The organism is Streptomyces sp. MJM8645 (genome assembly GCF_001625365.1).
GTDB lineage: Bacteria > Actinomycetota > Actinomycetes > Streptomycetales > Streptomycetaceae > Kitasatospora.
This window is the reverse complement of the sequence record NZ_LJJF01000001.1, coordinates 356437-370092: the sequence shown is the minus strand read 5'-3', so window position 1 is coordinate 370092 and position 13656 is coordinate 356437. Positions and strand designations below refer to the sequence as shown.

General features: G+C 74.2%; 9 protein-coding genes. 5 read left to right on the top strand and 4 right to left on the bottom strand.

Features of this window, described 5'->3' with window-relative positions; genetic code table 11:
• Window positions 1-197: 197 nt before the first annotated feature.
• Together A6F73_RS01435 and A6F73_RS01430 are read left to right on the top strand one after the other, a co-directional pair.
• Entirely contained in the window at window positions 198-2810 is a 2613-nt protein-coding gene (locus A6F73_RS01435; RefSeq protein WP_208869035.1) for a hypothetical protein, read from the top strand.
• On the top strand, window positions 2807-4012 hold the full coding sequence (locus tag A6F73_RS01430; protein WP_063346052.1) for a hypothetical protein: 1206 nt from the start codon (window positions 2807-2809) through the stop codon (window positions 4010-4012). The genes A6F73_RS01435 and A6F73_RS01430 overlap by 4 nt, the downstream gene beginning before the upstream one ends.
• Before the next feature lie 67 nt (window positions 4013-4079).
• Here A6F73_RS01430 and A6F73_RS01425 read toward each other — a convergent pair whose 3' ends face one another.
• The gene (locus tag A6F73_RS01425) at window positions 4080-5519 is read right to left on the bottom strand and encodes a hypothetical protein (RefSeq protein WP_063346051.1); all 1440 of its coding nucleotides are present in this window, start codon (window positions 5517-5519) and stop codon (window positions 4080-4082) included.
• A gap of 220 nt (window positions 5520-5739) precedes the next feature.
• Between A6F73_RS01425 and A6F73_RS01420 the strand changes: the two genes are divergently transcribed.
• Window positions 5740-6306, top strand: a complete 567-nt coding sequence (locus A6F73_RS01420) for a YcxB family protein (protein ID WP_063346050.1) — start codon at window positions 5740-5742, stop codon at window positions 6304-6306.
• Between the two features lie 38 nt (window positions 6307-6344).
• On the opposite strand, the gene A6F73_RS01415 is transcribed toward A6F73_RS01420, so the two are convergent.
• The gene (locus tag A6F73_RS01415; RefSeq protein WP_063346049.1) at window positions 6345-7655 is read right to left on the bottom strand and encodes an MFS transporter; all 1311 of its coding nucleotides are present in this window, start codon (window positions 7653-7655) and stop codon (window positions 6345-6347) included.
• A 123-nt stretch (window positions 7656-7778) separates the two neighbouring features.
• On the opposite strand from A6F73_RS01415, the gene A6F73_RS01410 reads away from it, so the two are divergent.
• Entirely contained in the window at window positions 7779-8426 is a 648-nt protein-coding gene (locus A6F73_RS01410; RefSeq protein ID WP_208869034.1) for a TetR/AcrR family transcriptional regulator C-terminal domain-containing protein, read from the top strand.
• 294 nt (window positions 8427-8720) lie between these two features.
• Here A6F73_RS01410 and A6F73_RS01405 read toward each other — a convergent pair whose 3' ends face one another.
• A complete protein-coding gene (locus A6F73_RS01405; protein ID WP_063346048.1) occupies window positions 8721-9428 on the bottom strand; it encodes a response regulator transcription factor in 708 nt (235 codons plus the stop codon).
• Window positions 9425-10750, bottom strand: coding sequence for a sensor histidine kinase (locus A6F73_RS01400; RefSeq protein ID WP_244293251.1), 1326 nt, complete (start codon window positions 10748-10750; stop codon window positions 9425-9427). The genes A6F73_RS01405 and A6F73_RS01400 overlap by 4 nt, the downstream gene beginning before the upstream one ends.
• A gap of 397 nt (window positions 10751-11147) precedes the next feature.
• Between A6F73_RS01400 and A6F73_RS01395 the strand changes: the two genes are divergently transcribed.
• Entirely contained in the window at window positions 11148-13340 is a 2193-nt protein-coding gene (locus A6F73_RS01395; RefSeq protein WP_063346046.1) for an MMPL family transporter, read from the top strand.
• The last annotated feature ends 316 nt before the right edge of the window (window positions 13341-13656 follow it).

Sequence of the window (13656 nt, the reverse complement as noted above, 5' to 3'; positions counted from 1 at the left end):
CGCTTTGAGGGGCGTGCGGGCGCTCACGCTTTGAGGGGCGCGCGGGCGCTCACGCGCTGAGGGGCGTGCGGGCGGGCCCGGCAGCCCTGCCGCACTTCCTCGCAACCCGCCGTGCGCCGCGAGCCGTTCGGGCGCGGCGCGTCCCCCGGGCGGCGCCGGGTAGGGCTCGGGGCAGCAGACGGACGGAGGGGACCGCCATGCCCGACCACTTCCCGGACACACCCGCACCGCCGACCCCGCCCACACCACCGTGGCCGGACGGCCAGCCGCCGGTGCTTGGCCACGCGGCCCGCAGCATCCCGAAGGCCACCCTCGTCCCGCTCCGGGTGGACGGCCCGCAGCGCGGCCCGGCCTTCGCCGGGCACGCCTACCTGCGCGGACTCGACCTGCGCCTCGGCGAAGTAGCCGCCGTCCGCGAGCAGGTGACGGCGGACCTGCCCTGGGAACTGCTCGCCGCCTGCGCCGCCGCCCCGGCCGATCGCACGCTGCGGGCCGCCGCCCTCGCCGCCGCCGACGGCGCCGCGCTGCGCGCCCTCGGCGCCGCGCTGGAGCGGGTGCGCCGGGCAGCGGGCACCGAGGAGGGCCTGGCGCTGGCCGCCCGGGCCGCCGCCGCGAACGCCGCCTACGACCACAACGCGGCCGTCACCCCGATCGGCATGATGAACCTGGAACGCCTGGAGATGGCCCCGGCCGGCATTGAGCGGGGCGAACTCGTCGCCACCATCCCGCTCGCGCCGCTGGAGGAGACGGCCGTCTCCCAGAAGGAGTGGTCCGTCACCTCCAAGGAGTTCAGCTCGATCGTCACCGACACGCTGGAGAACGTCAGCGAGACCGGCGTCACCGACAACACCGAACTCTCCCAGTCCACCACCAACCAGTTGCAGCACAGCAACCAGTTCAACGTCACCGGCACCGTCTCCGGCGGCATCCCGCTCATCTCCGGCTCCGTCACCTCCGGCATGACCAGCCAGAACTCCGACTCCCAGTCCGCCACCGACAGCCGCAAGCACGCGACCACGCTCACCCAGAAGGCCTCCTCCCGCACCAAGCAGGAGCACAAGGTCACCATCACGACGACCACCGTCACCGGCTCCTCGGAGACCACCACCCGCACGCTGAAGAACGCCAGCCCCACCGACCCGATCCGGATCGACTACTTCAGCATGATGCGCAAGTGGCGGGTCCGGCTCTACCGCTCCGGGCTGCGCCTCACCTACGACCTGGCGATCCCCGAACCGGCCGGCGCGCTGCGCGAGGCCTACGCGGAACTCGCCGCGCTGGAATCGAAGGTGGGGCCGTTCCAGTTCGACGTGCCGCACTCGGACATCACCGAGGAGGTCCGCCCCGGCGAGAGCCAGCCGCACTACCTGGTGCTCGCCGAGCGGTACGGCGCCGTGGTGCAGCTCGCCCCCGGCCCGCACCCGGACGTCCACGTCAACGCCACCGCGCCGAACAACGACGGCGCCGGCATCTACGACGCGCCGCCGCTCACCGTCCCGGACGGCTACTGGATCAAGAACCTCTGGTTCCAGTTCGCCTCCGAGAGCCGCACCGGCGACTACAACTACAACCTCAAGGTGCTCGGCAGCACCATCCCCGAGTGGAACGAGCCGTTCGGCTCCCACGGCCCGGTCGACCTCGCCGACCCGGCCAACGGCGCGCTGCTGCGGCACGCGGGCGGGCCGTCCATGGTGAGCTTCCACCTGGTCAACAACCGGCAGACCTGGCTCAGCCTCACGGCCGTCGTCGAACCCACCGACGAGGCCCGGCGGCAGTGGCAGAACGGCGTCTGGTCGGCCCTGTTCAACGCCGCCCAGACCAAGTACTACGCCGAACAGCAGGACCTCGCCGCCCGCGCCGCCGCCCTGCGGGACCGGTTGAACGGCGTGGACACCCTCACGCTCCGGCGCGAGGAGAGCGACGAGGTCATGAAGGGCGTGCTGCGCTTCCTGCTCGGCGTGGACTACCACGTGATGCCGCAGGAGGTGGTCGACGCGTTCAAGGCCTCCGTCGGCAACGACCCCGACCGGCTGCGCCACGGCGCCGGCTTCCCCGGCGACGACACCGGCGGGATCGGGGTGAGCGCCGCGGCCTGGGCGGCCGTGCTCGGGCACGAGGCGGAGGTGGCCTTCATCAACCAGGCCATCGAGTGGGAGAACGTCGTCACCTTCCTCTACTCGTACTTCTGGGACGCGCCCGCCGCCTGGGGCTTCGTCAGCAGGATCACCCACCCCGACGCCAACCGGCAGGCCTTCCTGCGCGCGGGCAGCGCCCGGGTGGTGCTCACCGTGCGCAAGGGCTGGGAGGAGGCCTGGGTGCGCTTCGCCGAAGGCGGCTTCCACGGCGCCCCGCTGCCCGCCGACCACCCGTACCTCACCATCGCCCGGGAGATCGCCGCCTACGACGACCGGAACTACCCCGGCATCCCGCCGGCCAACCCCGGCAGCAGCGCGCTGCTGCTGGAGGACGAGGTGGTGACCACCTGCGCCGCCGCGGTCGAACCGGCCGCCGGGGGAGCGCCCGTCCTGGTGCCGGTGGCGTCCAGCGCGGGCTTCGAGGCGGACGCCGTCGTGCTCGTCGACGAGTACGACGACCGCCGGATCCAGGAGACCGCCCGGGTGGTGCGGGTCCCGGACGACGGGCGGCACCTGCTGCTGGCCGGCCTCACCCACCGCCATGACGGCACCCTGACACCGTTCCCGGTCCGCCGCCCGGGCCGGCGCGGCACCCTGATCGCCGAGTGGAACGAGTACACGCCGACCTCCGGCACCGACATCGCCGTCAGCAGCCCGCTCAAGGACATGTCGTGAGCTTCCTGCGCGACGAGGACGCCTGCCAACTGCTGGGCCCACCACGCGCGGAGCCGCCCACGGTCTTCGAGTACCTGGCCGCCGAACTGTGGGTCCGCCACCACTTCGGGACGGACTTCGAGGCCCGCCCCGGCGCGACCTGGGTGACCTTCCAGCTCGACCGGATCGGCGAGTGGTGGGGTACGCCCGGCCGGGGCAGGCTCGACCAGCAGGACGCGCTGCCCTACGCCAGGCTCACCCAGCAGCCGCCGGACCCGGTACTGCGGATGGTGCTCCAGGTGCTATCCGAGGACCTGCGCAACGTCTTCCCGGTGGCGAAGGTCGAGGCGATCACCCGGATGCTCAAGGACCGGAGCACCCCGGCGGTCAAACTGGTCAAGGCGATCCGCGAGCTCACCCCCGGCGGGGCGCTCAAACCGGACATGCTCGGCATCCAGAACCACGTGCCGGAGCTGAGGCTGGAAGCCCTGGAGGTCGGCACCGAGGGCGGCGCCCTCGACACCTACCGCGAACTCCAGGGCAAGATCTCGGTGTTGCGGGACCCGTGCGGCCGGATGATCGGGAACCGGCTGGCCGTCATGCAGCAGACCGCCGTCAAGCAGCTGCCCGACACGGTGGTCGGCGCGGGCACCGACTGGCGGCTCGGCGCGGGGCTGATGGTGCTGCCGATGCCGCTCAACGTCACCGAGGCGAACGGGGAGACCTCCGTCGACTGGATCTGCTACTGGCCCACCAACCGGGCGGAGTTCAAGGACCACCCGCGGCCCGCGAACGGGCGCCCCGGCTACGACGGGCTGGTGCTCTACCACATCCACCGGGTGCCGCTGCGGTCGGTGCAACTGCCCGACAAGATCCGCGAGGCGATGCTCAGGCTGATCGCCGCCCGCCAGCGCGCCCGCACGCTGGGGCCGACGCTGCTCCCCGAACTGGCCACCGCGGTGCAGCGCGACCAACGGCTGTTCACCCGTGAGGGCGAGCTGTTCCTGGCCGGGCTGGGCGCGGGTGCGCTGCTCGCGCTGGGCATCTGGGCGGCGGCCGGGGCGGGGCTGGTCGCCGGGCTGGCGACGGTGGCCAAGGGCGGGCTGGTGGCCGCGGCGGGCGCGCCCGAGGTGTTCGTCGGTGCGGTGGCGGGCGCGGCCCGGCTGGCGGACGAACTGTGGCCGGCGGTCTCGCAGTTGGGGTACCTGCTGCCGGCGCGTTGAGCACGGCCGGGCCCGGCCCGGCCCGGCCCGGACGGATCAGGACGGGCCGGGTTCGGCCGGCTCCGGGTCAGAGCAGCGGCAGTCGGCGGAGGAAGACGTCAGGGGCCTGGTTGGTGTCGCCCGGGACGAGGGTGCCGTCCTCGGAGGTGAACAGCACCGTGGTGCCGAGGGCGTCGACGAACGGCCGCTCCGAGGCGCCGGCGGTCTGCGAGCCGTCCGTCGCCACGCTGACCCGCTCGGTGCGGCCGGTCCACAGGTCGCGCCGGAAGACGTCCCCGGCGTTGTTGGTGTCCCCGGGCACCAGGTTCGCCGCGTCGGAGTCGAAGTAGACCCAGTGGGCGTCGGCGGTGATCTGCGCGTGGTAGGAGTCGCCGGAGGTCTTCGTCCCCGGGAGCCCGGCGCTGACCAGGGTCTCGGTGCCCTCCTCCAAGTCGCGGACGTACACCTCGAAGTGGTGCCCCCAGGGGCCGTTGCCGTCCTGGAGCAGCGCCGAGTAGACGGCGTACCGGCCGTCCTGGCTGAGCGCCGGGGAGGCCGCCCCGCGGTAGCCGCCCGCTCCGTCGGTGCTCGCCAGGACGCTCTGCTCGGCGCGGAGGTCGCGGACGTAGAGGGGGTAGAAGCGGGGCTTGAGGATCGTCGGCTGGTCGTCGTGCCGGAAGGAGTCGCGGACGAACTCCTCGTCGGAGACGGCGTCGAGTTCGGCGGCGGCCTTCGCGGCGAGGGCGCCGGGCTTGTCCTGGCCGATGATGTTGGTGGCCTTGGAGATGAAGCCGACCGAGCCGCCGTCCCCGCTGATCACCGGCTCGGCGGAGGAGGCGTTCGCCTCGGTGCCGTCCGCGCCGACGCTGACCAGGCGGGTCCCGCCCGTCCGGCGGTCGGTGACGTAGATGTTGCCGCCCGTCCAGGTGACCGTGCCGGGGGCCAGGTCGGAGCGGTTGGACTGGTAGGCGACGTACCGGCCGTCCCAGCTGATCGACGGGTGGCCGGACTGCCGGCCGGCCTGCGGCTTGGCCGGGTCGTGGCCGGTGGACACCAGCTCGGTGGTCCCCGTCCAGCGGTCGTGGACGTAGACGTCCTCGAAGCCGAGGTTCCCGCCGGGGGCGAGGTTGGTGGCGTAGGAACTGAACGCCACGTAGCGGCCGTCGCCGCTGATCGTGGCGTCGAAGGAGTCGTCGGCCGCCTGGGCGCCGTCCGCGCCGGTGTTGGCCCGCTCGGTCCGGCCTGTCCACAGGTCCCGGACGAAGACGTCCGACTTGCCGTTGGTGTCGCCGGGCACCAGGTTGGCGGCCTTCGAGGTGAAGACGGCGAAGCGGCCGTCGGCGCTCAGACCGGCGGCGTACGAGGCGCCGTCGGGCTGCGCCTGGCCGAGCCCGACGGACACCCGTTCGGTGCGGCCGCGCGGCGCGTCCGCCTGGGCGGGCGTCGCCACCGTGACGGCGGCCAGCGTGGCCGCCGCCAGCGCGCCGGCCGCGCGCAGCAGGTGTGGTGCGGAACGTGTGCGGGTCATCTGGTCCCTCCCCTGGGTACGGCCGGCCGCGCCGAACTCCCCGGCGGCCGGCTCGTGGTGAGCCAACCGCCGGGTGCGGCGGGAGGTCAACGAGGCCCGCCCGGGAGCGGCGGAATCGCGTCACCGCGAGGGGAGGGAGAGGGTGATGGATCGGGTGCACACGGCCTTTGCTAGCATCCGGCGGCAGAGGCGTCGGGCGGAGGGTACGGAGGGGTTGCGGGTGGAGGGTGCGGAGGGGGCGCGGGCGGAGGGGGCGCGGGCGGAGGGCGGCAAGCAGGTGGAGGAGTCGGTCGAGGTCCGCTACACGCCGACGACCGCGGACTTCCGGGCGGCCTTCGCGGCCCGGGCCCGGGGCACGGCGGCGGGTCGACGGGCCCGGCGGTCGAGGTACCTGATCGCCTCCTGCGCCGCGTCCGGCGCGGTGCTGACCTCGGTCGCCGACCGGACGGTGGGCCCGCCGGCCCTGGTGATGCTCGCGGTCGCGCTGCTGCTGGTGGTCGGACTGCCCTGGCTGCAACTGCGTCAGGTGCGGCGGATGGCGGCGGACAAGGGCGAGTTCCGGATCGTCCTCGGCGAGGCCGGGGTGACCGTCACCAACGCGGTGTCCAGCACCGAACTCGCCTGGCGGGAGCTTCCGTACTACCTGGAGACGCCCGAACTCTTCGTCCTGCTGGGCGGGGACGAGCAGACGCACGTGCTGACCGTGCTGCCCAAGCGCGGCACCGGCGACCCGGGCCGGCTCGGCGCGTTGATCGCCCGGCACGCCACGGTGCCCGCCCGGGGCTGAGGGGCGGCGCCCCGGTTCGCCGCTGTCGGGGTGGGCGGTCATGGCGTGGGTTGTCGGTCGGGTCGGGCGGGCTGGTCGAGGTGGTTTAGCTGGTCGGGGTGGTTTAGCTGGTCGCACTGGTCGTAGCGCCAGAGCGCGGGCAGTGCGGCCGACAGGGCGGCAGTGCCGGCCAGGCAGAGCAGGCCGCCGGTGCGCAGCGCGACGCGGATGCCCTGCCGGGCGGCGAGACCGCCGGCCCGCAGGTCCCCGAGGGCGGGGCCGGCGGAGCCGATCAGCATCTCCAGACCGGCGGCACGGCCCCGAAGTTCGTCCGGAATGGACTGGTTCCAGATCGCGCTGCGGAAGGTGTCGCCGATCTGGTTGGCGCCGCCCGCGACGAGCAGGCAGAGCAGGACGGCCCACAGGCCGGGGGCGAACGAGGCCGCGGCCGTCGCCGCGCCGACGAGGGCGGCGCAGAGCAGCACCAGTCGGCCGTGCCGGTGCACCCGCTCGGTCCAGCCGCCGGTGGCGGCCGCGAGCAGGCCGCCCGCCGCAGCGGCCGAGTAGAGCAGGCCGAGCGCCCACACCGCGTCCAACTCCTGGGCGAGAAACGGGAACAGCGCGGTCGGCAGGGCGCAGACGGTGGCCGCGAGATCCGCCAGGTAGGTGCCCAGCAGGTCGGGGCGGCGGGCCGCGTACCGGGCGCCGTCGACGAACTCCCGCAGCCGCGGTGCCTCGGCGTCCCGCTGCGAGGGGACGGGCCGGACCCGGGTGAGCAGGGCGATCGAGAGCAGGAAGGTGCCGAGGTCGACCAGATAGGCGGCCGGGACGCCGGCCGTGGCGATCAGTACTCCGGCGGTGGCTGGGCCGGCCAGCCCGGCGATGCTCCAGCGCAGCGAGAGCAGGTTGCCCGCCGCCACCAGCTGGTCGGGCGGTACCAGCCGGGGGATCATCGCCTCCGCCGAGGGCTGCTGGAGGCCCTGCAGTGCCGCTGCCAGTCCGGCGGCCGCGTACAGCGGCCAGAGCGCGGGGGTGCCGAGCAGCGCGTTGGCGAGCAGCAGGGCGCTCAGTGCGGCGAGTGCGAGTTCGGTGACCAGGGCGACGGTTCGGCGGTCGGCACGGTCGGCGAGGACGCCCCCGTAGAGGCCGAACACGATGGTCGGCAGGAGTTCGACGGCGCCGACCGCGCCCACGGCCAGCGGTGAACCGGTGAGGTCGGCGATCTGGAGCGGGATCGCCGTCATGGTGAGGACGGAGCCGAGCAGGGTGACGGTGCCGGCCGTCCAGGTGAGGCGGAAGTCGCGGGAGGACCGCCAGGGCGCGGTGTTCGGCAGCAGTCGGGACCGGGGGCGGTCCGTTCCGGAGGTCATGGGGCGGTGGTTCCTTCGGGCCGTCGACCACGACGGCTCTCCTTATCGCTGATAAATTCCAGCTCGGGAACTTAGCGGCGATAAGGTGGAGTGGGCAAGCGAATAACGGAGAGGCGGCCGGCGGTGGCACTGCAACGCGACGAGGTGGTGCGCACCGCGCTGCGCGTACTCGACGAGGAAGGCATCGACGGCCTGACCACCCGGCGGCTGGCCCGCGAACTCGGCGTCCAGTCACCCGCGTTGTACTGGCACTTCAAGAACAAGCGGGAACTGCTCGACCTGATGGCCGAGGCGATGCTCGCCGAGGCCCTCCCGGCCGACCGTAGCCCGGATCCGGAGCACTGGCCGGACTGGCTCGCCGCCGACGCCCGCGCCAAGCGCCACGCCCTGCTCGCCTACCGCGACGGCGCCCGGGTGCACGCCGGAACGCTGCCCACCGAAGACGAACTGCCCGCCGTTGAAGCCCAGTTGGACGCCCTCCGGCAGGCCGGCCTGCGGCCCCGCACCGCGCTGCGACTGCTGCTCACCATCGACCGTTACATCATGGGCTGGGTCACCGAGGAGCAGGCCTGGCGACAGGACGCCGCCGACCGCGCCCGGCCGCCCTTCCCGGACGAAGCCCTGCGCGACCTCCCGCTGCTGCGCGAGGCGGCCGACGTGCTGCGCATGACCGACCACGACGCCGACTTCGAGTACGGGCTGCGGGTCCTGATCGAGGGCTTCCGGGCCGAGATCGCGCGCGAGGCCCTCGGGACGGATGGGCTCGCGTGACCGCCATGACCACCCTGGGCCTGCTCAGGCTGCGGCGGGCCGGTGCCCACCGCTGGCGGACCTGGACCTCGCCCCGGTAGTCGAACTCCGCCACGGCGGGCAGCCGGATGGCCGCCCGGTCGTGGATACGCGGTCCCTTTGCGCCGGCACCGCAAGGGATCCGCTGCCAGGCGTCGATCGGGGATCTTCGCCGCGCGGCAGCGGTCCCGATCCTCGGCCCAGGACCTGGGCAGGTGGAGCTCGCGGTCGACAAGGGCCCGCAGACGGAAAGCCCCCGCAGACGGAAAGCCCCCGCTACCCGCCTCCCGTGCGCGCGGTGACCAGGCCGGACTCGTAGGCCGCGATGACCGCCTGGGCGCGGTCCCGGACGTCGAGCTTGCCGAAGATGCTGGTGATGTAGTTCTTCACCGTCGACAGGCTGATGTCCAGGGCCCGGGCGATCTCGGCGTTGTCGAGGCCGGTGGCCATCAGCCGCCACACCTCGACCTCCCGGGGCGTCAGCCCGCCCGTGTCGGTGACCGGCGGCGGGGCGCCGACCGGGGCCCGGACGTAGGTGGAGATCAGCCGGGTGAGCAGGCGCGGGGCGACCACCGCCTCGCCGGCGTGGACGGTGCGGATCGCCGCGCCCAGTTCCTCCGGCGAGACGTCCTTGGGCAGGAACCCGTGAGCGCCGGCGCGCAGCGCGGCCACCACGTACTCGTCCATGTCGAAGGTGCTGAGGGCGAGGACTCGGCAGGAGGGGAGGGTGCGGGCCAGCTCCCGGGTCGCGCCGACCCCGTCGAGCACGGGCATCCGGATGTCCATCACCACGACGTCGGGGCGCAGCAGGCGGGCGGCGGTGACGGCCTGCTCCCCGTTCTCGGCCTCGCCCACCACCTCGAAGGACGGGTCGGGGGAGAGGATCAGGGACAGGCCGCGCCGCACCAGCGGCTGGTCGTCCGCGATGAGGACCCGGATACCCGGTGCCACCGCGCCCACCGGGCCGTCGTCGTGCGCGCTCACCGGGCCGTCGTCGTTCCGTGCTGGACGGCCGCGTCGGCCGTCTCTTCCGGGGCCAGTGGCAGGTCGGCCAGGACGGCGAAGCCGCCCTCCGGACGTGGTCCGGTCCGCAGGGTGCCGCCGTGCAGGGCGACGCGCTCGCGCATGCCGATCAGGCCGTACCCGCTCCGGCCGCCGGCCGGCACTGCCTCCTGCGGTGCGGCGCCGCCCGTGCCCGCCGTGCCCCCGTCGTCGCGCACCTCGACGGTGACCCGGTCCGGGCCGTACGTCAGGGTGACGGTCGCGCGGGCGGGCCCGGCGTGCTTGCGGGCGTTGGTGAGGCCCTCCTGGACGATCCGGAACACGGTCAGGCCGACGGTGGGCGGCAGCGGGCGGCGGGGCCCGTGGACGCCGAAGTCGGTCGGCAGGCCGGCCACCCGGGACTCGTCCACCAGCCGGCCGAGGTCCTCGGCCCCGGGCTGGGGCGAGGGCGGGGCGGTGTCCGGTTCGTCGCCGGCCCGCAGGACGTCCAGGAGCTGGCGCATCTCCCGCAGGGCCAGCCGCCCGGAGGACTCCAGGGTGACCAGGGCGTCCCGGACCACCTCCGGGTGGGCGAGGTTGGCCCGGGCGCCGCCGGCCATCAGCTGCATGGTGGTGATGTGGTGCGCCACGATGTCGTGCAACTCCCGTGCGATGCGGCGGCGTTCGTCGGCCACCGCGCGTTCGGCCAGCAGTTTGCGGTTGGCCGCGACCTCCCGCTGCCAGCGCGCCACGGCGAGGCCGGCGCCGGCCACGAGCAGGGTGGAGCAGGAGGTGCCGGCGAGCGCCTGCCAGGAGGGGACGCGCAGGTGGCTCTGGCTCAGCGTGGTCAGCACCGTCGTCGTCGCCGCCGCGGCGGCCACCGTCACCGGGGCGGGGCGGACCCGGGCGACCGAGTACAGGCCGACCATCAGGACGGCGCTGAAGTGGGTGCTCGCCGGTGTGGACAGGTCGATCGCGGCCTCGACGGCCAGGACTACGGCGAGCGCCGGCACCGGGTGGCGGCGCCGGACGAGCAGCGGCAGGGCCGACAGCGCGACGAGGAGCAGGCCCGGCGGGGTCACCCGGCGTACCCCGTCCATCTCGCTGAAGAGCAGGTAGTTGAGCAGGTCGAGCGTGCAGACGCAGGCGGCCACCAGTGCGTCGGCGTGGGTCCACGGCGCGCCGTCGGTCTCCGGCGGCGCGTCCGCCACCCCGCCGGGCCCCGGGCTCCCGCTCGCCCGGTGTGCCCGGTGTGCCGGGTGTGCCGGGTGCGCCGGGTCCGCCCCGAGTGCCGTGTCCATCGCGGGGCGCTGATGACCGCCCATGTCCGTTCCCCCTCCGTGCCCGGCCCGCGCCGCGCCTCACCGATGAGCCCTGACGCGCCACGAGCCACGAGCCACGAGCCCCGATGAGCCCTGACGAGCCCGATCAGGCCCCGATCAGAGCCTGTTTCAGGCCCTGAACAGGCTCTGAACAGGCCCGATGACCCCATTCTGGCATCGGCCCACCCCGCCCCGGCATGGTCCCCACGGCCGATCACGGGGGCCGGACCAGGACCACGGTCCCGGGTCCGGGCCCGGCCGAGGAGCAGGGGCCCCGGTGCGGATCGTCCGTCGCAGGGACGTCCGCGGCCCACCCCGGGTGATGGTCTGGAACCCGGCCGGGAACCCCCGGAGCCGAGACCGACCTTGCGGACGCTCGCGTCCACCGCCGGAGGAAATCGTGATCCGCGCACTGACCGGATACTCCACCAGGAACCCGTGGAAGGTGATCACCCTCTGGGTGGTGCTGGGACTCTCCCTGGCCCTGCTGAGCCCGATGCTGCTCGCCCGCGTCACCCAGTCCCAGACCGGGGACTTCCTGCCCAAGAGCTACGACTCGGCCGCCGCGCTGCGGATCGCCGAGGAGAACTTCGGGATGAAGCCCGACGCCACCACGGTCACGGTGCTGGTCGCCAGGACCGACGGCCAGGCGCTCACCGCCGCCGACCAGCAGCGGGTCGAGGCCGAGGCGGCGAAGCTCGCCCAGCGCCGGGTCGTCATGCCCAGGAAGGACGACGAGCCGGCCTTCCTCGTCCCCGACCGGTCCCAGACCCCCCGGGTCGCCCCGGCCATGGTGGCGCCCGACCGCGGCTTCGAACTGCTCTCCGTCGAACTGACCGGCAACGCCGCGGCCGAGGGCGTCCAGGGCGTCTACCGGGCGTTCCGGGACGCCACCCGGGCCCAGTTCGCCGACGCCGGGATGCGCACCGGGTTCACCGGGGGACTGGCCGACGCCGTGGACACCGCCGACTCCCACCGCACCGCCGCGACGGTCGGCAGCGCGCTCGTCATGGGGCTGATCGTCCTGCTCAACGTGCTGGTGTTCCGCAGCGTGGCGGCGGCCCTGCTGCCGCTGCTCGCCGTCGCCATGATCGGCAGCGCGGCCGGCGGAGCCGTGGCCGTCGCCGCGACGCTGACCGGCCTCAAGCTCGACGCCGGCACCCCCGGGCTGGTCTCCGTGGTCCTGCTCGGCATCGGCGTCGACTACCTGCTCTTCCTGCTCTTCCGCTTCCGCGAGCACCTGCGGGCCCGGCCCGAGCAGCCCGCCCGCGAAGCCGCCGCCCAGGTGACCGCCCGGGTGGGCACCGCGATCACCTCGGCCGCGCTGACCATCGTCGCCGCCTTCGCCACCCTCGGCGTGGCCAGCTTCGGCCAGTTCCGCTCGCTCGGCCCGGCCATCGCCGTCGCCGTCCTGGTCATGCTGCTGGGCAGCCTCACCATGATGCCCGCCCTGCTCGCCGCCTGCGGCCGCGGCATGTTCTGGCCCTCCCGCAGCCTGCGCCGCCAGCCGGACGAGGGCTTCGCCGCCCGCTTCGGCACGCTCGTCGCCCGGCGGCCGCTGCCGATGCTGCTCGCCGCCCTCGCCCTGCTCGGCGCGCTGGCCGCCGGGATGACCGGGATCCGGATGGACTACGGCCTCGGCGGCGCCGGCGACCGGACCCCGGCCGCCGCCACCGCCGCCGAGATCTCCCGCACCCTGCCCGCCGGCGTCTCCGACCCGACGAGCGTCTACGTCGTCACCACGGACGGCACCACCCTCACCCCCGGCCGGCTCGACGGCCTCTCCCACGCCCTCACCCAGGTCGAGGGCGTCGGCAAGACGGGCGGCACCGTCCTCAACGGGGACCGGCGCGCCGCCCGGATCGACCTCTACCTGACCGCAGACCCGCAGAGCCGGCGCGCCCGCGACCTGGCCTCCGGCCCGGTCCGCGCCGCGGTCGCCGCCCACACACCCGCCGGGACCAGCGCCCACGTGGGCGGCACGGCGGCGATCTTCGCCGACATCTCCACCGCCGTCGACCACGACCTGACGATCGTCTTCCCGGTCGCGGCCGCCCTGATCGCCCTGATCCTGCTGCTGCTCCTGCGCAGTCTGCTCGCCCCGCTGGTCCTGATGCTCTCGGTCGGGCTCGGCTTCGCCGCCACCCTCGGCGCCGCGACCCTGCTGTTCCAACACGGGCTGGGCGAACCGGGCGTCAGCTTCACCCTCCCGCTGGTGCTGTTCCTGTTCGTCGTGGCGCTGGGCACCGACTACAACATCCTCATCACCGACCGGATCCGCGAGGAGATGCAGCGCCCCGGCCCGCCCCGCGCCGCCGTCGCCCGCGCCGTACGGCACACCACGCCCGCCATCGCCACGGCCGGCCTGGTCCTGGCCGGTTCCTTCGCGACCCTCGCCGCCACCCCGGGCAGCGAACAGGTCGCCTTCGCGCTGACGCTCGGCATCCTGCTCTCCGCCGTCGTCCTGTCCCTGGTCCTGGTGCCCGCCGTCGCCGCCCTGCTCGGCCGCGCCCTCTGGTGGCCGCTCCGCCCGGCCCGCCACCACCACCGGGCCGAGCCGGCCCCGGAGCCGTACCGCGTCCCGGTGCCCTGACCGGCGAGCCGTCAGTACTCCAGCAGGCAAAACGTCGAAGTCCTGCTGGAGTACTAGGGGCTCTCTTTCGGATCACGCCGGGCGCGCGACGCCGGAGCACGCACCTCGCCGCGTTGTCGTCGGTCGCCGATGGCCCCCAGCCTTCGGCCGGGAGGTGCCCCCACCGCATGGACTCCCTCCTCCGCCTTGCGATGCACGCACTCCGACGCCGCGCGCTGATCCGACGTGATCCGAAAGAGAGCCCCTAGCCGCGCGGTGGTGTCGGGACGTCAGCCGGCGGTGGTGGGTGGAGCGGATCCGGGAAGCGCGGGCGGGT

What these genes read in the sequence shown, in the direction of transcription:
- A6F73_RS01415 (WP_063346049.1), bottom strand. Translation starts at nt 7,655, where the DNA reads ATGACCTCCGGAACGGACCGCCCCCGGTCCCGACTGCTGCCGAACACC.
- A6F73_RS01425 (WP_063346051.1), bottom strand. Translation starts at nt 5,519, where the DNA reads ATGACCCGCACACGTTCCGCACCACACCTGCTGCGCGCGGCCGGCGCG.
- A6F73_RS01400 (WP_244293251.1), bottom strand. Translation starts at nt 10,750, where the DNA reads ATGGGCGGTCATCAGCGCCCCGCGATGGACACGGCACTCGGGGCGGAC.
- A6F73_RS01435 (WP_208869035.1), top strand. Translation starts at nt 198, where the DNA reads ATGCCCGACCACTTCCCGGACACACCCGCACCGCCGACCCCGCCCACA.